Annotated in this window: 17 protein-coding genes; 13 read left to right on the top strand and 4 right to left on the bottom strand. The window is 56.0% G+C overall.

Annotated features, from left to right (window positions below):
* Nucleotides 1-473 precede the first annotated feature (473 nt).
* From G5287_RS12730 to ptsG, 3 genes are all read left to right on the top strand, one after another.
* Nucleotides 474-1,793, top strand: a complete 1,320-nt coding sequence (locus G5287_RS12730) for a maltoporin (protein WP_302054505.1) — start codon at nt 474-476, stop codon at nt 1,791-1,793.
* Nucleotides 1,794-1,884: 91 nt separating this feature from the next.
* On the top strand, nt 1,885-2,856 hold the full coding sequence (locus G5287_RS12725; protein ID WP_421172794.1) for a MalM family protein: 972 nt from the start codon (nt 1,885-1,887) through the stop codon (nt 2,854-2,856).
* A gap of 423 nt (nt 2,857-3,279) precedes the next feature.
* The gene (gene ptsG, locus G5287_RS12720) at nt 3,280-4,710 is read left to right on the top strand and encodes a PTS glucose transporter subunit IIBC (RefSeq protein ID WP_005338586.1); all 1,431 of its coding nucleotides are present in this window, start codon (nt 3,280-3,282) and stop codon (nt 4,708-4,710) included.
* 270 nt (nt 4,711-4,980) lie between these two features.
* Here the strand turns inward: ptsG and G5287_RS12715 are convergent, their stop codons facing one another.
* From G5287_RS12715 to map, 4 genes are all read right to left on the bottom strand, one after another.
* A complete protein-coding gene (locus G5287_RS12715; protein ID WP_005343775.1) occupies nt 4,981-5,364 on the bottom strand; it encodes a DUF3461 family protein in 384 nt (127 codons plus the stop codon).
* Nucleotides 5,365-5,491: 127 nt separating this feature from the next.
* The gene (gene dapD, locus G5287_RS12710; protein ID WP_421222314.1) at nt 5,492-6,319 is read right to left on the bottom strand and encodes a 2,3,4,5-tetrahydropyridine-2,6-dicarboxylate N-succinyltransferase; all 828 of its coding nucleotides are present in this window, start codon (nt 6,317-6,319) and stop codon (nt 5,492-5,494) included.
* Nucleotides 6,320-6,492: 173 nt separating this feature from the next.
* Nucleotides 6,493-9,129 (bottom strand): bifunctional uridylyltransferase/uridylyl-removing protein GlnD, encoded by a 2,637-nt coding sequence (gene glnD / locus G5287_RS12705; RefSeq protein WP_421222312.1) that lies wholly within the window; start codon nt 9,127-9,129, stop codon nt 6,493-6,495.
* An 84-nt stretch (nt 9,130-9,213) separates the two neighbouring features.
* The gene (map, locus tag G5287_RS12700; protein ID WP_021229216.1) at nt 9,214-10,002 is read right to left on the bottom strand and encodes a type I methionyl aminopeptidase; all 789 of its coding nucleotides are present in this window, start codon (nt 10,000-10,002) and stop codon (nt 9,214-9,216) included.
* A 371-nt stretch (nt 10,003-10,373) separates the two neighbouring features.
* Between map and rpsB the strand changes: the two genes are divergently transcribed.
* The 10 genes from rpsB (at nt 10,374) to G5287_RS12650 (ending at nt 21,010) form a co-directional block, all read left to right on the top strand.
* Nucleotides 10,374-11,102: a 30S ribosomal protein S2 gene (gene rpsB / locus G5287_RS12695; protein WP_204385178.1), complete on the top strand. Its 729-nt coding sequence runs from the start codon at nt 10,374-10,376 to the stop codon at nt 11,100-11,102.
* Nucleotides 11,103-11,206: 104 nt separating this feature from the next.
* Nucleotides 11,207-12,088, top strand: coding sequence for a translation elongation factor Ts (tsf, locus tag G5287_RS12690; RefSeq protein ID WP_005343781.1), 882 nt, complete (start codon nt 11,207-11,209; stop codon nt 12,086-12,088).
* 71 nt (nt 12,089-12,159) lie between these two features.
* Nucleotides 12,160-12,894, top strand: a complete 735-nt coding sequence (gene pyrH, locus G5287_RS12685; protein WP_005343782.1) for a UMP kinase — start codon at nt 12,160-12,162, stop codon at nt 12,892-12,894.
* A gap of 48 nt (nt 12,895-12,942) precedes the next feature.
* Nucleotides 12,943-13,500 (top strand): ribosome recycling factor, encoded by a 558-nt coding sequence (gene frr, locus G5287_RS12680; RefSeq protein WP_216951882.1) that lies wholly within the window; start codon nt 12,943-12,945, stop codon nt 13,498-13,500.
* Nucleotides 13,501-13,572: 72 nt separating this feature from the next.
* Nucleotides 13,573-14,349, top strand: coding sequence for a polyprenyl diphosphate synthase (uppS, locus tag G5287_RS12675; protein ID WP_216951881.1), 777 nt, complete (start codon nt 13,573-13,575; stop codon nt 14,347-14,349).
* Nucleotides 14,350-14,376: 27 nt separating this feature from the next.
* Entirely contained in the window at nt 14,377-15,234 is an 858-nt protein-coding gene (locus G5287_RS12670) for a phosphatidate cytidylyltransferase (protein WP_026034918.1), read from the top strand.
* A complete protein-coding gene (gene ispC / locus G5287_RS12665) occupies nt 15,234-16,430 on the top strand; it encodes a 1-deoxy-D-xylulose-5-phosphate reductoisomerase (RefSeq protein WP_421231390.1) in 1,197 nt (398 codons plus the stop codon). Before G5287_RS12670 ends, ispC begins: the two co-directional genes overlap by 1 nt.
* Nucleotides 16,430-17,782, top strand: coding sequence for a sigma E protease regulator RseP (rseP, locus tag G5287_RS12660; RefSeq protein ID WP_421222306.1), 1,353 nt, complete (start codon nt 16,430-16,432; stop codon nt 17,780-17,782). Before ispC ends, rseP begins: the two co-directional genes overlap by 1 nt.
* Before the next feature lie 34 nt (nt 17,783-17,816).
* A complete protein-coding gene (gene bamA, locus G5287_RS12655) occupies nt 17,817-20,348 on the top strand; it encodes an outer membrane protein assembly factor BamA (RefSeq protein ID WP_421222304.1) in 2,532 nt (843 codons plus the stop codon).
* Between the two features lie 149 nt (nt 20,349-20,497).
* The gene (locus G5287_RS12650) at nt 20,498-21,010 is read left to right on the top strand and encodes an OmpH family outer membrane protein (RefSeq protein ID WP_005338563.1); all 513 of its coding nucleotides are present in this window, start codon (nt 20,498-20,500) and stop codon (nt 21,008-21,010) included.

The following is a 21,010-nucleotide window of genomic DNA, read 5'->3' as shown; positions in this document are numbered from 1 at the left end:
TATTTGCACAAAAACCATCTCACTCTGCAACGCATATTTCCCCTGATGGCGGAGGGGTATTTTCCCCTTTTAGCATTCCATTGCCGTAATGGTTTCACGCGCACCGCAGACCCGTCATCCAAATAAAAGTTCCATCTTGAAAGCGATCTCAGTCATGTTTTTGTCATCTAACTACAAAATAATGACTTTGGTTCTATCGCGAATTAATTAATGATAACGCTTTCATGGTTGCTGTTGTTGTGTGTTTTTCTTTTTTTTCGGATTTTAATTGCGCGGTTAATGGCTTTTTTACTTGTTGTTGTTGTGGCGATCGTTTGCCGAGCGATTTGTCGCCATTTTGTGAGTCGCTTCATATTTGTCGTGAAATACGCTCCCTATAATCAACCTCGGTTATCACCGACAGGATTACATGGTGATAAGAAGTTGAATATTCAGGATCACACTCCTCACTGCGGGAAATAAGGAATATGACAATGAAAATGAAGTGGCTCCCGATTGCAGCAGCTGTTACTGCCGCCCTGGCTTCCCAAGCCGCCTTTGCCGTAGATTTCCACGGTTATTTCCGCTCCGGCGTCGGTGTTTCCGGCGACGGCGACATGGTTAAATACAACGTCAATAAAGTTGGCCGTCTTGGTAACGAAAATGATACCTACGGTGAAGTGCAACTGGGTCAGGAAGTATTCAACAAAGATGGCAAGACTTTCTATGTTGATTCCATGTTTGCCATGGCTTCCAACGGTTCAAACGACTGGGAAGGTACCGGTACTGTTTGTAACTTCGATGCCAAGCAGTGCAATGGTGATTCCGACTTCGCTCTGCGTCAGTTCAACGTACAAGCCAAAGGCTTGCTGAACTTTGCTCCTGAAGCAACCCTGTGGGCTGGTAAGCGTTACTATCAACGCCATGACATCCACATCTCCGACTTCTACTACTGGAACATCTCCGGTGCCGGTGCTGGTATCGAAGGCATCCAGGCTGGTCCGGGTAAAGTTTCTTTCGCATGGGTACGCAACGATCGCAGCGCTGCCGATGTGTTTGGCCAGTACACCCAAACCGGAGTGGATGGCAACGGTAACCCGACCTATCAGAAGAATGAAGATCTGAACGTTAACACCTTGGATCTGCGTTATGCCGGCATCCCGCTGTGGACCGATGCGTCCTTGGAACTGGGCGTTGACTATGCTCTGGTCAATGAGACCAACGATCAGAAAGCACTGAAAAAGAATCCGCAAGATGGCGTGATGCTGACTGCTGAACTGACCGCTGGCATCCTCGGTGGTTTCAACAAAACCGTGCTGCAATACGGTACCGAAGGTTACTCCAAGACCATGGCTTTCTATGGCGATGGTTCCTGGTACGGCGCTGAAGCCAAAGACGGTGCTGACGGTTTCCGTATCATCAACTGGGGCGTTGTTCCGATGGGCAACTCCTGGGAGATGGGTCACCAGCTGGTTTACGGTGTAGGCAACGAAATGTGGGACGGCAACGACAAGTGGGAAACCATGTCTGTTGTTGTTCGCCCGATGTACAAGTGGGATGACTTCAACAAGACCATCTTTGAAGGCGGTTACTTCAAGGACAACAACAAGTCCACCAATGGCAGCGAAGACAAAGATGCCGGCTACAAGCTGACCCTGGCTCAAGCCTGGTCTGCTGGTTCCAGCTTCTGGGCCCGTCCGGAAATCCGTGTGTTCGCCTCCTACCTGGCTAACGACGAAGACAAGAAAGTCTTCGAAGGCAATACCTCCAAAGACACCTACCAGTTTGGTGTGCAAGCAGAAGCTTGGTGGTAAGCAAAAGTTTAAGTTAAGTTAGTGACTGCCCCCTTATGGGGGCAGTTTTGTTTCGCCGGATCACGGCCACCGGATTATGGAGATAAGAAAAATGAAACGGGTAAAGATGTCTATTGCAGCCGTAATCACTGCGCTATTAACCGGTTGTGCCGGCAACATGGTTGTTCCTCTGCAAGAACATGGCTCTATCTTGAGCGATGCAGATCAAGCCAAGCAAGCGTTGGCCAAAGCCTCCAGCTGCTGTGTGGCGTTTAAAGATTTCAGTTATGCCCCCTTGCCTGAAGGTGAGACCTTGCTGGCCATCGATGGCAAGCAACCCACTTTTCAGTTTGATGAGGGGATGAGTTACTTTGCGGCTTATCGCCTGCCGGCCAACACCGGTAATCTGGCGATTAGCCTGGCATCACAGGTGAGCAAAACCGTGATGGTGCCCAAAGTCATTATGCTGGATGCCGAGTTCAAGGTGACTCGCGTACTGGGTGAGTCTGTATTCAGTTATCAGCCTGCTCACCTGCTCGATAACGACCGTATCGAAGGGCGTCTCTTTGTTGACCGCAGCATGCCTGGCAACCCGGCCAGCGAAACATACATGATCGTCTATGCGCCTGCGGACCAACTCTCTGGCAGCACAACAATCCTTCATCCATCAAAAGCGTTTGCTCGTGCTAATGGTACCGTTGAGCCTGATATCAAGGATCCGGTGATCCCGCACTCCCCTTGGGGTTTGGTGCAGATCAAAGTCAAAGATATGGCCCGTGGAAGTGGTCTTGATGCGGTATTCAAACCCGAATATGCCGATAAGGTGGCCATGAGCCAGGGTCAGCAGGTTGCCGCGATAGCGACGACTGCAGCCGTTACCACAACTGCAACAGCTGCGGTCGCAGCCAAACCTGCTCCTGCCATGCTGAGTGAAACAGAAGCCTTCTACCAGAGCCAGATCGAAAAAGCGGTCAAGACGGGGGATATCGACAAGGCGATGAAGCTGGTGAACGAGGCCGAGCGGGCTGGTTCAACCAAGGCAAAAAGCGTGTTTATTGATGCGGTCAAGCGGTCGCAAAAATAGAATAATACGACCATTTATTGGTCAGATATATTTATTGAGGCCTCCCTTGTTGGAGGCCTTTTTAATCGGTAGGCTGTAATAAATAAAAATCAAGCTGTTACATTTGGTTACAATTGGTTTCTGTTTGATGTAAATGGCATTATTAAAATACAAAGTGAAACTGCTATTTATATGTCTTTGTAATAAAGTGATAATGCCGATTATTAACTTATATTAGAGACGTTTTTTAGCCGCTAAACAAGTTGTGATCTTCCCTCCAAATTCAATATTCCCCCGCCTTCGAAAGCAGCAATTTATGACCCGCTGGGTTATATTCTGATGGTCAAAATAAACAAGCCCGACTCGAAGATATCTGAATGAATTAGTGCTTATTTCATCCAGATAGATCGTTCAGGGACGACAATCCATTCAGGAGCGCACACAATGTTCAAAAATGCTTTCTCTAATCTGCAAAAGGTTGGTAAGGCGCTGATGCTGCCAGTATCAGTCTTGCCAGTCGCAGGTATTCTGCTGGGGGTGGGTGCTGCCCACTTCAGCTGGATGCCGGAAATTGTCTCCCAATTGATGGAGCAAGCCGGTGGTTCCGTATTTGGCCAGATGGCCCTGCTGTTTGCAGTGGGTGTTGCTCTGGGCTTTACCAATAACGACGGTGTATCCGGTCTGTCAGCCATCGTTGGCTACGGCATCATGGTCGCAACCCTGAAGGTCATGGCACCTGTGATGGGTGTTGAAACCATCGAAACCGGCGTGCTGGGTGGTATCCTGGCCGGTGGTATCGCTGCCTGGGCGTTCAACCGCTTCTACAAGATCCAGCTGCCAGAGTACCTGGGTTTCTTCGCGGGCAAACGTGCCGTACCCATCATCACCGGTTTCCTCTCCATCGGTCTGGGTGTGATCCTGTCCGTGATTTGGCCGCCAGTGGGTGGCGCCATCGGTGCCTTCTCTGACTGGGCTGCCAACCAGAACCCGGTACTGGCCTTCGGTATCTACGGCGTGGTTGAGCGCTCCCTGATCCCGTTCGGTCTGCACCACATCTGGAACGTACCGTTCTTCTATCAGGCGGGTACCTGTGTCAACGGTGCTGGTGAAACTGTTCACGGTATCATGACCTGCTTCCTGACTGCTGATGATGCGTCCCGCGCTGCCGGTAACGGCTTTGGTCAGCTGGCTGGTGGCTACCTGTTCAAAATGTTCGGTCTGCCTGCTGCTGCGTTCGCCATTGCTCACGCTGCCAAGCCGGAAAACCGTGCCAAGATCGTTGGTATCATGGCCTCTGCAGCCCTGACCTCTTTCCTGACCGGTATCACCGAGCCGATTGAATTCTCCTTCCTGTTCATCGCTCCGGTTCTGTACGCCATCCACGCTGTACTGGCTGGTCTGGCTTATGTGCTGACCAACTCTCTGGGGATCGTACACGGTCACACCTTCTCCAACGGTTTCATCGACTTCGTGGTGCAATCACCGCGTGCCGACAACATGCTGCTGCTGGTTGGTCTGGGTCTGGTTTACGCGGCCATCTACTACGTCGTATTCAGCTTCGTTATCCGTGCCATGAACCTGAAAACCCCGGGTCGTGAAGACGAGACTGCTGAAGAGGCCGTTGGCCAAGGCAAAGACGAGATGTCTGCTGCTCTGGTTGCCGCCTTCGGTGGTAAAGAGAACATCGCTTCTCTGGATGCCTGCATCACCCGTCTGCGTGTTGGCGTAAAAGATGTTGCCAAAGTTGACCAGGCTGGTCTGAAGAAGCTGGGTGCAGCCGGTGTGGTTGTGGCTGGTTCCGGCGTTCAAGCCATCTTTGGTACCAAGTCTGACAACCTGAAAACCGACATGGACATCTGGATGAAGAGCAACTAATTCTGTTGCCTGAATATCAGCGTGTTTGAAGAGGGAGGCGAAAGCCTCCCTCTTGCTATTTGTGGTTGCTTGTAGCGTGTCTCGGGGCTTGGCAGGGGTTGTGTTTTCCAAGGGGCTATGTGTAACGGGTTGCTCAATGGTGGCCCAACAGCACAAGGTGGTGTGCTCCGCTCACCTTATCGCACGGCATTGCCAGATAACCCCATATCCCCATAAAGCCAGCCAATAAAAAGAGCGCCACCAGGGCGCTCTTTTGTCGAATCGGTGTGGCTAGAGTTTCTCGAGATCCCGCTCGATTTCGCTGATCTTGTTCTGCACCACTTTTTCCAGATGGCGCAGGTCGCGCAGGATCTTCTGTTTGATGTCCGGATCGGCCTGCAGATGGATACCTTGGGTCAGGCTGTCGAGTTCATCTACCACGTATTTGAGGTTGGCGTTGATCTCGGTGACATCCTTGTACTCGTGGGTACCGGAGTCGACCAGCATGGTCTTGCGCTGGCGGGGATACTTGAATTTGACACTCTTGGCGAAGAACTCGCCCTTCTGCTTTTTGAAGTAGATCTTGAGGATGTCGTGGTTGGCCTCCTGGCGCAGGGTATAGCTGTCCACTGAGGTGGGATCCTGGATCCCCAGGCTCTTGAGATTCTCGTACATCAGGCTTCCTCGGTTTGAAACGATCCTGTCCCATCCATCTTAACCGATGCCTCATGGCTTGCCTGTGACAAGGGCGCCAAAATCAAAAGGGCGCCATCAGGCGCCCTTTTCATCACAGCTATGCTGATTACTCGTCGATGGAGCGCAGCAGGGCGTTAATGCCGACTTTGGCGCGAGTCTTGGCATCGACCTTCTTGACGATCACCGCCGCGTAGAGGCTGTACTTGCCGCATTTGGAGGGCAGGGAGCCGGAGACGACCACGGAGCCAGCCGGTACGCGGCCGTAGTGGATTTCGCCAGTTTCACGGTCATAGATGCGGGTGGACTGGCCGATGAAGACGCCCATGGAGATGACGGAACCTTCCTCGACGATGACCCCTTCAACCACTTCGGAGCGGGCGCCGATAAAGCAGTTGTCTTCGATGATGGTCGGGTTGGCCTGCAGCGGTTCCAGTACGCCGCCGATGCCGACGCCGCCGGAGAGGTGGACGTTCTTACCGATCTGGGCGCAAGAGCCGACAGTAGCCCAGGTATCGACCATGGTACCTTCGTCAACGAAGGCGCCGATGTTGACATAGGAGGGCATCAGCACGGTATTGGGGGCGATAAAGGAGCCTTTGCGGGCGGTCGCCGGCGGCACCACGCGCACACCCGCTTCCTTGAACTGCTCGGCGGTGTAGTTGGAGAACTTGAGGGGAACCTTGTCGTAGTATTGGGCATCGTCGCCCTTGATGATGTAGTTGTCGTTGATACGGAACGAGAGCAGTACCGCTTTCTTCAACCACTGATGAACGACCCACTCACCGGCGATCTTCTCGGCAACCCGGGCCTTGCCGGAGTCCAGCAGTTCGATGACTTGCAGGATGGCGGACTTGGTAGCGCTGTCCACAGTGCTCGGGGTAATGGTGTCGCGGCGCTCGAAGGCCGCTTCAATGATCTGTTGCAACTCGGTCATGACAGGTTTCCTTTAAAAAATTCTGTTTGTTGTATCACACTTTTCCGACTGTTTTTAAGTGGCTGACCGGAATTCTTCCAGCCAACGACCATTTCGTCCATATTTCCCGGCCAACCATTTGTTTGGTATGGGAAAAAAGAGGTGAAAACCGCCTCTTTCGAATCAGATTGCACTCACTCCATAGCAAATTGCTGCGGATTAAGCTGATGAACCAGTCGCTCTTCCAATTGCTGTTGTTGCTCGGCGGTCAATGGCTCGCCATCGAGGCTGGTCAGGCTGAAAAAGTCCTCGACCCGCTCGCCAAAGGTGGCGATCTTGGCGGCATGCAGCGACAGACCACACTGCTGGAACACGGCGCCGATCCGCGCCAGCAGGCCGGGAGTGTCGAGGGCGGTCAGCTCCATCAGAGTGTGGCGGCTTTCCCCTTTATGGGGTAGGAAGACCACCCGTGTTGGTACGCTGAACTGGCGGTGGCGGCGCGACAACGGCTTGCTGCGCAGTACCAGCTTGCCCGGCTCCTGCAGCGCTTTCTCCAGCGCCTTCTTGATGGTGGCGGTGCGGTTGGGGCTGATGGGTTCGCCGTTCGGTTCCAGCACCACAAAGGTATCGAGCACATAGTTGCTGCGCGAGTTCATGATCTGGGCGTCGTGGATGTTGAGGTTCTTCTGATCCAGCGCCGAGGCCACGGTGGCAAACAGGTTCGGCGTGTCGCGACAGTAGATGAACACCTCGCTGCCGCCGCGGGTCGGGTGTTTGCCGATGATCACCAGCGGAGCCGGATTGTCGCCATGCTCGATGATGTGGCGGCAGTGCCAGGCGATCTGTTCCGGGCTGTGACGCAGGAAGTAATCAGCCTTGAAGTCGCCCCAGAGCTGATTGATCGCTTCTTCCGATACATCCCGTTGTGCCAGCAGTTGCTTGGCCTGACGCTGATTTTCGCGAATGCGCAGCCGCATGTCGGGCGGGTTCTCCAGCCCCTGACGCAGCGCCTTCTGGGTGGCGAAGTAGAGCTCGCGCAGCAGGGTGCCCTTCCAGTCGTTCCACAGGCTATCGTTGGTGGCGCAGATATCGGCCACGGTGAGGCAGTAGAGCAGGTCGAGATGCTGCTCGTCGCGCACCTTCTGGGCAAAGTCGGTAACCACGTCGGGATCGTATATATCGCGGCGCTGGGCGGTGACCGACATCAGCAGGTGGTGGCGCACCAGCCAGGCGACCAGCCGGCTCTCGTAGCGATCGAGGCCGTGCAGCTGACAGAACTCCAGCGCATCGACGGCGCCAAGTTCCGAGTGATCGCCGCGCCGCCCCTTGGCGATATCGTGGAACAGGGCGGCGATGCTGAGCAGCTCCGGTTTACGCAGTCGGGTGAACACTTCATGGCAGAGCGGGTGGCTCTGGCGATTGGCCGGGTTGGGAAAGCCGTGAATGTTCTTGAGCAGCCGGTGGGTGTGCTCATCCACCGTATAGGCGTGGAACATGTCAAACTGCATCTGGCCGACGATGAGGTTCCATTGCGGCAGATAGGCAGCGAGGATGCCGTATTTGTGCATCAGGGTAAGCGGCAGGCCGATGCCGTTGGGATGGCGCAGCAGCGCCATAAACAGGCGGCGGCAGTCCGGCAACTCCTGCAGCCAGCAGTTGAGCTTGCGGCGCGCCTCGCGCAGCTGGCGCAGGGTGGCGGAGTGGATGCCCGCAATCTCGGGATGCTGGGCCATCTGATAGAAGAGACGCAGAATAGCGACCGGTTCACGGGCAAACAGCTCGGCATCGACCGCATCGATGAGGCGGCCACGGAGCTGGAACTCGTCGGAGAGGCGGCGCACATCCATGGCGCTGTTGCCGAGGATCGCCTCGTCAAACAGTTGCAGCAGCATCTCGTTGAGTTCGGCGACCCGCCGCACCGTCTGGTAGAAGCGCTTCATCATCTGCTCGACCGGAGCGTTCCCTTCCCCCTCGAAGCCCAGCATCTGGGCCACGGTGCGCTGGCGGTCGAACAGCAGGCGGTTGTCCCCCTTGTTGATGGCCATATGTAGGGCGAAACGCACCTTCCAGAGGAAGTTCTGGCAGTCGAGCAGCTCGCGGTACTCGGCGCGGTTGAGAAAGCCGTGGCTGGTCATCTCGAACAAGGTGGTGGCGCCGAAGTGGCGACGGGCGACCCAGGCCAGGGTCTGAATGTCGCGCAGGCCGCCCGGATTGCACTTGAGATCCGGCTCCAGTTTGTAGGCGGTACCGAGAAACTGCTGGTGCCGCTCCGCCTGCTCTTGGCGCTTGGCACGAAAGAAGGCTTCACTTGGCCAGAAGTGCTGGGGGCCGGTGGCCTCTTTCAGTTGCCGAAAGCCCTCTTGGCGACCAGTGATGTAGCGGGCCTCGATGAGGTTGGTGGCGACCGTAATATCGGCGCGCCCCTGCTCGAGGCACTCCGCCACGTTGCGCACCGCCTGACCCACCTCCAGCTTGAGATCCCACAACAGGGTGATGAACTCGCCAATGCGTAGTCCCAACACTTCGTCCAGTTCGTCGCCGTCATAGAGGATCAGCAGGTCGATATCGGAGTGGGGGTGCAGCTCGCCGCGGCCATAGCCCCCCACCGCGATCAGGGTCAGGTCGCTCTTGTCGAAGCCAAACTTCTGCCACAGGCGGCAGAGCAACTGATCCATGTATTCGGAGCGGGTGGCAACCAGCTCGATGATGTTGTCACCGGCATCGAAACGGGCGTGCAGCCAGCCGAGAAAGCGGCTCAGGTACTCTTTGCAGTTATCGCGGGTGAGCTGGTCGTCGGGTAACAGATGAGGGGAAAGCAGGCTGGCGTCCATGGCATCTCACACACAAGTGGCAGGCATCTGGCTGAAACAGGCAGTAAAAACCCCGGCGCTTTTCACAAGGGCCGGGGTTCGATGTTAGCTGTGTTTGATGAAGCGGTCGATAGTGTCATCGGGGCGCAGGGTTAGCACCTCGCAGCCATCATCGGTCACCAGCAGGGTGTGCTCCCACTGGGCGGAGTCGCCGCCATCCTTGGTGGTCACGGTCCAGCCATCCTTCGGATTGACCTTGCAGTGATACTTCTTGCTGTTGACCATGGGCTCGATGGTGAAGCACATGCCCGCTTTCAGCTCCAGCTTGCCGCTGTTGCGGTAGTGGAGGATCTGCGGCTCTTCGTGGAACTCGGCACCGATGCCGTGACCGCAGTAGTCACGCACCACAGAGAAACCGGCCTTCTCGACGATGGGCTGAATGACGGCCCCAATCTCGGTAATGCAGGCACCCGGACGCACCTTCTTGATGGCGGCATAGAGGCTCTCTTGCGCAACCTTGCAGAGCTGGCGGCGCAGCGGGGTGGTTTCACCCACGATGAACATGGCCGAGGTATCGCCGTGGTAGCCATCCTTGATGACGGTGATATCCAGGTTGATGATATCGCCATCACGCAGCTTCTTGTGATTCGGGATACCGTGGCAGATCACATCGTTCACCGAGGTGCAGATGGATTTGGGGAAGCCGTGGTAGTTGAGCGGAGCTGGAACCGCCTGTTGTACGTCGACAATATAGTCGTGGCAGAGGGTGTTCAGTTCGTCAGTGGTGACGCCAGCTTTGACATGGGGCGCAATCATGACCAGCACATCGGCGGCCAATTGGCCGGCAACGCGCATCTTTTCAATCTCTTCCGGTGTCTTGATTTTAATGGACATGGGATCTCTCTTGCGGCCTGCCGCTGGGCCTGCGAGGGCAGACAGGACAGGTAATGAAAAATAGATGCGTTTGCAATCAGGGCAAAATTTTATCCGCAACCCCCTCGTACTTCCAGTGTGATTGTCATCACAACGTCAAATCAGCGTCGCAGCATCCTCTGGCGGGATCCATATTTACACCTGTTTAGGGTGTCGGCCGGTGGTGTCCTGAACAAAGTTATGATATAAAGCGCGCCGGAATGGGGAACTTGCGTCCCGATTTCATCACCCTTACTTAAACAACACACACACATCGACACATATGCCGGGGTGCCTTAACGGGTCGGTTATATGGGATGTGTGGAGGCCTAACCCCAATATAGAGGTATAAAATGGCTAAAGTTTCTATGCGCGACATGCTGCAAGCTGGCGTTCACTTCGGTCACCAGACTCGTTACTGGAACCCGAAAATGAAATCCTACATCTTCGGTGCCCGCAGCAAAGTTCACATCATCAACCTGGAAAAAACCGTTCCGATGTTTGACGATGCCATGAACTTCATCAGCTCCGTAGCTGCCAAGAAAGGCAAGGTACTGTTCGTAGGTACCAAGCGTGCCGCGTCTGAAGCCGTAAAAGAAGCCGCTGAGCGTTGCGACCAGTTCTATGTTAACCACCGCTGGCTGGGCGGCATGCTGACCAACTGGAAAACCGTTCGTCAGTCCATCAAGCGCCTGAAAGATCTGGAAACCCAGAGCCAGGACGGTACCTTCGAGAAGCTGACCAAGAAAGAGGCGCTGATGCGTACTCGCGAAATGGAAAAGCTGGAGAAGAGCCTGGGTGGTATCAAGAACATGGGCGGCCTGCCTGACGTTCTGTTCGTTGTCGATGCCGACCACGAGCACATCGCTATCAAAGAAGCCAACAACCTGGGTATCCCGGTAGTTTCCATCGTTGATACCAACTCCAACCCGGACGGCGTTGATTACGTCATCCCGGGTAACGACGACGCTATCCGTGCCGTACAGCTGTACCTGAATGCTGCTGCTGACACCGTACTGGAAGCTCGCGAGCAGGACATCGTTGTTCAAGCCGAACAAGATGGCTTCGTTGAAGCTGAGTAATTGATAAGGTCTGCAAAGCCCTTATTAACCAAGCTGATGTAATTGGTTAGCAGGGGCCCTTGTGGCCCCTGTTTCTTGTCAATTCAAGACCGAGGATACTGGACATGGCAAACATTTCTGCCGCCCTGGTAAAAGAACTGCGCGAGCGCACCGCCGCTGGCATGATGGATTGCAAAAAAGCACTGGAAGAGGCCAACGGCGATATCGAGCTGGCCATCGAGAACATGCGTAAATCCGGTCAGGCCAAAGCCGCCAAGAAAGCTGGCCGTATCGCCGCTGAAGGTGTGATTTTCGCCCGTACCGAAGGCAACGTTGCCGTCATGATCGAGCTGAACTGCGAGACTGACTTCGTTTCCAAGGATGCCGGTTTCCTGGCCATGGGTCAGAAGATCGTCGAGATCGCAGCTACCCAGAAGATCGCAGACGTTGATGCGCTGAAAGCCGCTGATTTTGGCAACGGCGAATCCGTCGAGCTGACCATCACCAACCTGATCGCCAAGATCGGTGAGAACATGAACCTGCGTCGCGTGATGCTGGTTGAAGGTGACAACCTGGGCACCTACGTTCACGGTTCCCGCATCGGTGTTATCACCAAGCTGACCGGTGGTTCCGACGAACTGGCCAAAGATCTGGCCATGCACGTTGCAGCCAACAGCCCGCAATTCGTCAAGCCTGAAGATGTATCTGCTGAAGTCGTTGCCAAAGAGCGCGAAATCCAGATCGACATCGCCATCAACTCCGGCAAGCCGAAAGAGATCGCCGAGAAGATGGTTGAAGGTCGCATGAAGAAGTTCACCGGTGAGGTTTCCCTGACTGGTCAGCCGTTCGTGAAAGATCCTTCCATGACTGTTGCCGAGCTGCTGAAGAAAGAAGGCGCTGACGTTGTCTCCTTCACCCGTTTCGAAGTGGGCGAAGGCATCGAGAAGCAAGAGACCGATTTCGCTGCTGAAGTTGCAGCCCAAATCGCGGCCGCTCAAAAGGCCTAATCGAACCGGTTTTTCCGTTTCCCCAGACCGCGACTTATGTCGCGGTCTTTATATGACCAGGAATCAGTGACATGAGTACCAATCCCAAACCTGCATACAGACGTGTTCTTCTGAAGTTGAGTGGTGAAGCCCTGCAAGGATCCGAGGGTTTCGGCATTGATCCGGCAGTGCTGGAGCGGATGGCCCAAGAGATCAAAGAGCTGGTTGAGCTGGGTGTTCAGGTCGGTCTGGTCATCGGTGGCGGCAACCTGTTCCGTGGTGCCGGTCTTGCCAAGGCGGGCATGAACCGCGTGGTGGGCGACCACATGGGTATGCTGGCAACCGTGATGAACGGTCTGGCCATGCGTGATGCTCTGCATCGTGCTTATGTGAATGCCCGTCTGATGTCTGCCATTTCCCTGCAAGGGGTTTGTGATTCCTACAGCTGGGCCGAGGCAATCAGCCAGCTGCGTGCAGGCAAAGTGGTGATCTTCTCTGCCGGTACTGGCAACCCCTTCTTCACTACCGATTCTGCGGCTTGCCTGCGCGGGATCGAGATCGAAGCCGATGTAGTGCTCAAGGCCACCAAGGTTGATGGTGTATACAACGAAGATCCAGTCAAGAATCCGGATGCCGTGCTGTACCATGAATTGAGTTATGATGAAGTTCTTGAAAAAGAGCTCAAGGTGATGGATCTTGCTGCTTTTACTCTGGCACGTGACCATGATCTGCCGATCCGGGTGTTCAACATGAACAAGCCGGGCGCTTTGCGCCGGGTTATCATGGGTGAGCCGGAAGGTACCCTGATCCATTACGTCAGCAAATAATATAGATGCGAGCCGCATGGCGGCTCGTTCGCCAAAAGGAAAACCGCTGTGATCAACGAGATTAAAAACGACGCCAAGGAGCGTATGGGCAAGAGTGTCGAATCACTCAAGACCCAGATGTCCAAGATCCGTACTGGCCGTGCTCACCCGAGCCTGCTCGACGGCATCCAGGTTGAGTATTACGGTGCTGCCACTCCGCTGAAACAGTTGGCCAACGTCGTGGCAGAAGATGCTCGCACCCTCTCCATCTCCATTTTTGACCGCTCCATGATCCAGGCGGTAGAGAAGGCGATCCTGACCTCCGATCTGGGCCTGAACCCCTCCAGCAATGGCCAGACCCTGCGCGTGCCGCTGCCGCCGCTGACCGAAGAGCGCCGTCGCGACCTGACCAAGATCGTCCGTGCCGAAGCGGAAAACGCCCGTGTTGCCGTGCGCAACATTCGCCGCGATGCCAACGCCGACCTGAAAGCGCTGCTGAAGGACAAAGAGATCTCCGAAGACGACGACCGTCGCGCCCAGGAAGAGATCCAGAAACTGACTGACTCCTACATCAAGCTGGTCGATGAGGCTCTTGCTGCAAAGGAGAAGGAGCTAATGGAAATCTAAGCGCCTGAAAGGTATATTACGAGCGCCGTGTAGTGCCCCTGCACGGCGCTTTTGTCTTTGTGGGAGAAAACCATGTCGCTTTTGGCTGCGTTGGGTGATTGTGCCAACTCGTCTTTACCCCGTCACGTCGCCATCATCATGGATGGTAACGGTCGCTGGGCCCAGAACCGAGGCAAGATGCGGGTTTATGGCCACAAGGCGGGCGTCAAGTCAGTGCGCGAGGCCGTTACCTTTGCTGCGCGAGCCAAGATCGAGGCATTGACCCTGTTTGCATTCTCCAGCGAAAACTGGCGTCGTCCGGAAGGGGAAGTCAGCGCCTTGATGGAGCTCTTCATTACCGTGCTGGGCCGCGAGGTGAACAAACTTCACAGTCACGGGATCCGGCTCAGGGTGATTGGCGATACCGCTCGCTTCAGTGATCGGTTGCAGGCCAAAATCGCCAAGGCGGAAGCCTTGACCGCCAATAACAAGGGATTGACCCTGAATATTGCGGCCAACTATGGCGGCCAGTGGGATATCGCTCAGGCGGCTCGCAAGCTGGCCCGCGCGGTTGTTGCCGGTGAACTGGCCGCCGATGACATCGATGAATCCATGCTTGGTCGCGAAGTGTGTATGGCCGACCTGCCGCCGGTGGATCTCCTGATCCGTACCGGTGGCGATCATCGCATCAGCAACTTTGTGTTATGGCAGCTCGCCTATGCAGAGCTCTATTTTACCCCGGTATTGTGGCCCGATTTCAACGAGGCCGAGTTCAGTGAGGCGGTTGCCTCTTTCGTTGCCCGCGAGCGTCGCTTCGGTTGCACGGGTGAACAGATACGGGAATTGATCGCCGAGCAGCAGACCGGCTAAACCCCGCTCCCAAGAGAGAGGTTTCTTTTGCTAAAACAACGAATTATTACTGCTTTGATGTTGATCCCCCTGGTGTTGGGGGCGCTCTTCTTTCTGCCATTGAAATTTTTTGCCCTGTTGGCCGCGCTGGTGTTTTTGTTGGCCAGTCGCGAATGGAGTGGGTTTGTCTCTGCTGCTCCGCAGCAATGGTTACCCATCGTATTTTGTCTGTTGCTCGGTGCCAGCCTCTTTTGGCTGCCGGTGGAGCAACTCTGGACGCCTCACCTGCACCCCCTGGTGATGGGCGTGCTCTGGACCGCGGTAAGCTGGTGGTTGCTGGGTCTGCTGCTGGTGCTGCGTTATCCCCAAAGCGCCAAGCTGTGGAAAGAGTCTATCTGGCTCAAGTCGCTGTTTGGTCTGGTGACCCTGGTTCCCTTCTTCTGGTCGCTGGTCGCCATTCGTGGTTACAACTTTTACCATGACCCCATGATGGGGGCCTGGATCCTGTTGTTCGTGATGGGACTGGTCTGGGCGGCAGATTCTGGCGCGTATTTTTTCGGCAAGGCGTTCGGTAAGCACAAGCTGGCACCGGCTGTGAGTCCGGGCAAAACCATCGAAGGGATGTGCGGCGGCCTCTTTACCGCCAGCCTGCTGGCCATCGGCGTCACCTGGTCGATGGGATTTGTTCCTGCCAAGATGATCACCGTGCTGTTTTGCTCTCTGCTGGCGGTGCTGGCCTCCGTACTCGGCGATCTGACCGAAAGCATGTTCAAGCGCGAAGCGGGCATCAAGGATTCCGGCACCCTGCTGCCGGGTCATGGCGGTATTCTCGACCGGATCGACAGCCTGACCGCCGCCCTGCCGGTGTTTCTGCTCAGTTATCTGCTACTCAGTCAGGAGTTTTGATGCACAAGTCACTGGTTATTCTGGGAGCCTCCGGCTCCATCGGTCAGAGTACCTTGAAAGTGCTGCGCCATAACCCGGGCAGTTGGCAAGTGTTGGCGTTGACCGCCGCCCGCAACGTGGATGCCATGTTGCGGGACTGCCTCGAATTCTCCCCCCGTTTTGCCGTGATGGTCGATGAGGATGCCGCCCGTGAACTGGCTGCCCGTCTGAAAGCGCACGGTAGTACAACCCGGGTCATGTCTGGTGCAGCAGCCCTTTGCGAGGTTGCCGCTCACCCCGACGCCCATAGCGTGATGGCCGCCATTGTGGGGGCGGCCGGACTGGCCCCGACCATGGCTGCGGTTCGTGCCGGAAAGCGTATTTTGCTGGCCAACAAGGAGGCGCTGGTGATGTCCGGTGCTTTCTTCATGGAGGCCGTGCGCGAGCATGGCGCCGAGCTGCTACCCATCGACAGCGAACACAATGCGATCTTCCAGTGTCTGCCGACTGCCGTGCAGCGCCAGCCCGGTTTTTGCGATCTGGCGGCGGCGGGGATCAGCAAGATTTTGCTGACCGGTTCCGGCGGTCCGTTCCGTTACACCGAGATCAGCGAGCTGGCGAAGGTGACGCCGGCGCAGGCCATCGCTCATCCCAACTGGTCGATGGGGGCCAAGATTTCGGTCGACTCCGCCACCATGATCAACAAGGGGCTGGAGTACATCGAGGCGCGCTGGTTGTTCAATGCGGCGCCCGAGCAGATCCAGGTGGTGATCCACCCGCAGTCGGTGATCCACTCCATGGTGCAGTATAAGGATGGCTCCGTGCTGGCCCAGCTTGGCAATCCGGATATGTGTACCCCCATCGCCCATGCGCTTGCTTATCCCAATCGCATCCCCTCCAGTGTGGAACCTTTGGATTTCTTCAGTGTCGGAGAGTTCAGCTTTATCCGGCCTGATTATGATCGCTACCCCTGTCTGGCGCTGGCCATCAATGCCTGCCAGAAGGGACAAGCGGCGACCACTGCGCTCAATGCGGCCAACGAGGAGGCGGTTGCCGCCTTCCTGGCCGGGCGCATCGGTTTTATGGATATTGCCCGGATCAACGAGGCAGTGATGCTGGCGCTGGAGAGCAGCGCCATCTGCTCGCTCGATGATCTGTTTGCCCTGGACGGTGCGGCAAGAGCCCGTGCTCACACTTTGATTGAGGAGCTTGGCTGATGGGCGGTGTGTTGTGGAATATCGGTGCTTTTGTTGTTGCGCTGGGCCTGCTGGTCGCGGTGCACGAGTTTGGTCACTTCTGGGTGGCCCGTCGTTGTGGCGTCAAGGTTGAGCGCTTCTCTATCGGTTTTGGCAAGGCGATCTGGCGCCGGATGGGTAAAGATGGCACCGAATATGTGCTGGCGCTGATCCCGCTCGGTGGTTACGTCAAGATGCTCGATGGCCGGGTCGATGAACTCAAGCCCGGTGACGAGCAGTATGCCTTCAACCACAAGAGTGTCTGGGCGCGGATGGCGATTGTCGCCGCAGGTCCCATGGCCAACTTCGTCTTTGCCCTGTTTGCCCTCTGGCTGATGTTTATCATCGGGGTGCCGAGCGTCAAGCCGGTGATCGGTGAGGTGCGTCCCGCATCCATCGTGGCCGAGGCGGGTGTGCTGCCCGGGATGGAGATTGTCGGGGTCGGCGATGAGCTGACCGGTGACTGGGAGAGCGTCACCTACGCTCTTATCAGTCATCTGGGTGATGATGCAGTGACTCTCAAGGTGCAGGCACCCAATACCAGCTATGCCACCGATAAAACCTTGTCGCTGACCGGCTGGACCTTCGATCCGGATAAAGAGTCGCCTATCGGCAGCTTGGGAATTGTCCCCCTGAGTGGCAAAGTGCTGCCAGTCGTGGCTGCAGTGGTGGCCAAGAGTGCCAGTGAAAAGGCGGGGCTGCAGGTCGGTGACCGTATCAAACAGGTCGGCGATCAGCCTATTACCGCGTGGGCCCAGTTTGTCGAACTGGTGCAGCAGGCACCGGGCGAACCCCTGCAAGTGGTGGTTGAGCGCAACAACAGTGAGCTCAACGTGACCCTGACCCCGGATAGCCGCAAGGTGCAGGGCAAGCTGGTAGGATTCGTCGGTCTCTCGCCGCAACTGGTTCCATTACCGGATGAATATCGAATTCTGTTACAGTATGGGCCTTTGCAGGCGCTGTGGCATGGCGCGAACAAGACCTGGAGCCTGATCACGCTCACCTTTGACATGATTGGCAAGTTGATCGGTGGCATCGTGTCGCTGGACAACCTGAGCGGCCCCATCTCCATTGCCAAGGGCGCCGGCAGCAGTGCCGACTATGGTCTGGTCTATTTCTTGAGTTTTCTGGCGCTGATCAGCGTCAACCTGGGGATTATCAATCTGTTCCCCCTGCCGGTGCTCGATGGTGGCCATCTGGTCTATTTCCTTATCGAAGCGGTCACCGGCAAGCCGGTATCAGAGAAAATACAGGAAGTGGGTTTCAGGATCGGCGCCGCCATTCTGATGTTATTGATGGGAATTGCGCTGTTTAACGATTTCGCTCGCCTCTGAGGCCAGAGCATCAACAAGGACACACAAGAACAAAATGGCTGTTAAAAAAGCATTGGTGTTGAGTTGCCTGCTGGGTGCCAGTTTCCTGGCCCAGGCGGCCCCTGCCTCTTTTGTGGTGCAAGATATCCAGGTCGAAGGTCTGCAACGGGTGACCCTGGGTGCCGCACTGTTGAACCTGCCGATCCGGGTCGGTGATACCGTCGACTCCGTGGCTCTGGCCAGCGCCATCAAAAAGCTCTATGCCTCGGGTAACTTCGAGGATGTGAAGGTTTACCGTGACGGCCAGGTGCTGCAGGTGATGGTCAAGGAGCGTCCGACCATCTCCAGCATCGAGTTTGCCGGCAACAAGGATATCAAAGAGGAGCAACTGACCCAGAGTCTGGAGTCCTCCGGTATTCGTGTGGGTGATCCGCTGGATCGCACCGTACTCACTTCCCTCGAGAAGGGACTGGAAGATTTCTACTATGGCGTGGGTAAATACTCCGCCAAGGTCAAGGCCATCGTCACCCCGTTGCCGCGCAACCGGGTCGACCTCAAGTTCACCTTCGTGGAAGGGGAAGCGGCCAAGATCCAGCAGATCAACATCGTCGGCAACAGCGTCTTCCCTGAAGAGAAGCTGATTGCCCAGCTCTCCCTGCGCGACGAAGTGCCCTGGTGGAACTTCACCGCCGATCAGCGCTATCAGAAGCAGAAACTGGCCGGCGATATCGAGACCCTGCGCTCCTACTACATGGATCGCGGCTATATCCGCTTCCAGCAGGAGTCTACCCAGGTCTCCATGACCCCCGACAAGAAGGGCGTCTACGTCACCCTCAACATCAAGGAAGGGGATCAGTACAAGGTCTCCGGTGTCCAGCTCAAGGGTGACCTGATCGACCGCGGTGGCGAGATGAAGGGATTGATCCCGATCGCTGCCGGCAGCATTTACTCTGCCAGTCAGGTGACTCATACCGAAGAGGTGCTCTCCAAGTTCCTCGGCCGTTACGGCTACGCCTATCCGAAAGTGGTCACCTTCCCACAGGTCAATGACAAGACCAAGGAAGTCGAGCTGATCGTCAACGTTGAGCCTGGCCCCCGTGTCTATGTGCGCAACATCAACTTCAGCGGTAACGCCACCACCGAAGACCAGGTGCTGCGTCGCGAGATGCGCCAGATGGAGGGCACCTGGCTCTCCTCCGACAACATCGAGCAGTCCAAGAGCCGTCTCAACCGCCTTGGCTACTTCGAGAGTGTCGAAGTGGACACCAAGCGGGTACCGGGCAACGATGACCTGGTTGACCTCGACTTCAAGGTCAAGGAGCAGCCTGCTGGCTCCATCAACGCCGGTATCGGTTACGGCACCGAGTCAGGTCTGAGCCTGCAGGCGGGGATCTCCCAGGACAACTTTATGGGTACCGGTAAAAAGGTCTCCATCAATGCCAGCACCAACGACTACTCCAAGAACGTTGACCTGAGCTACAACGACCCCTACTTCACCGTGGATGGTGTCAGCCTGGGTGGTCGGGTCTACTACAACCAGTTCCGCGCCGATGATGCCGATATCGTCGATTACGAGAACGAAACCATCGGTTTCCGTCTCTCCAGCGGCTTCCCGGTCAATGAGTTCAACCGTCTCGACTTCAGTACCGGTATCGAGAGCACCAAGCTGAGTCGTCCGTCATTCAATGCCCAGAACTATCAGGAGTGTCTGAAGGACAATCCGGATACTGATGGCAATACCTACTGCTGGGATCAGTGGAATGATAACCGCCAGTCGGTACAGATGGATCAGTTCTGGAATGCTTACTCACAGGATGGTTCCAACCTCGATTTCGTGACCGTTGATGTCACCGCTGGCTGGACCCGCTCTACCCTGAACAAGGGGATGTTCCCGACTTCTGGCGATCGTCAGCGTATCAACGCCAAGGTGACCGTGCCGGGCATGGAACTGCAGTACTACAAGCTCTCCGCCGAAGATGCCCACTACTTCCCGCTCGATGCGGATCACAGCTGGGTTATGATCGGCAAGGGTCGTGTCTCCTACGGTAACGGCTATGGCGATGACTCCATGCTGCCGTTCTTCGAGAACTACTATGCCGGTGGTTTCGATACAGTACGCGGCTTCAAGAGCAATACCATTGGTCCCAAGGCCATCTACAAAACCTACAACAAGCCGGGTGCTGGCAGTTGCACGGGTTCTCAGCCGTGTGAAACTGGTTACTACGAAGGTTCCGACACCTCGGTGGGGGGCAACGCTCTGGCCGTCGCTTCACTGGAGCTGGTCTTCCCGACCCCGTTCGTCTCCGAGACCTATCGTCCGCAGATCCGTTCCACCGTCTTTATGGACGCAGGTACCGTCTGGAGCACCGATTTTGCCAACGGAGCATATCCTTGCGCCGCCGGTTCTGATTGCAACTATCTGAGCCAGGACTACTCCAACCCGGGCAATATCCGGGTCTCTGCCGGTGTCTCCCTGCAGTGGCTCTCGCCGATGGGGCCGCTGGTGTTCGCCTTGGCCAAGCCGATCAAGAAATATGAAGGGGATCGCACCGAGTTCTTCTCCTTCAACATCGGTCGTACTTTCTAAGCAGAGTTTCGCCCCCACCCATGCGGTGGGGGTCTTCAATGATGGGACGCGCGGTATGCGTGCCTCACCAGGTAACAAGACGGTCCTAACGCCGCTTGCATAATCGGGTAAATCAGGTAGCCCTCGCCATGAGGGAACAAGGAGTAAGTGTGAATAAAGCGTTGAAAGTAGCTGGTTTGAGCTTTGCACTGATGGCTGCCGGCATGGGTTCTGCCTTCGCTGAGACCAAGATCGCCGTGGTCGACATGGGCGAAGTCTTCCAAAAGCTGCCCCAGCGTGAAGCCGTTGCAGCCAAGCTGAAAGGTGAATTCGAGCCGCGCATGCGTGAGCTGCAGAAGCTGGAACAGGAAGGCCAGAAGTTGGTCGAGAAGTTCCGCAAGGATGAAGCCTTCATGAGCGCCGAGCAGAAAAAGCAGAACCAGGAGAAGCTGGCCAAGCTGCAGATGGAGTTCAACCAGAAGCGTCAAGCCTTTGAGCAGGACAACGGCCGCCGTCAGTCCGAAGAGCGCAACAAGATCCTGACCAAGGTGCAGGCTGCCATCGATTCCATCGCCAAGAGCAATGGTTACGATCTGGTGCTGGAGCGCAATGCCGCCCCGTATGCCGCCAGCAAGCTGGACATCTCCGGCCAGGTTATTTCTCAGGTAAGCAAGAGCAACTAA

Source organism: Aeromonas sp. 603079 (assembly GCF_049172135.1).
In the GTDB taxonomy this organism is placed as follows: domain Bacteria; phylum Pseudomonadota; class Gammaproteobacteria; order Enterobacterales; family Aeromonadaceae; genus Aeromonas; species Aeromonas veronii.
The sequence above is the reverse complement of the archived record's forward strand: the minus strand, read 5'-3'. Positions and strand labels throughout refer to the sequence as shown.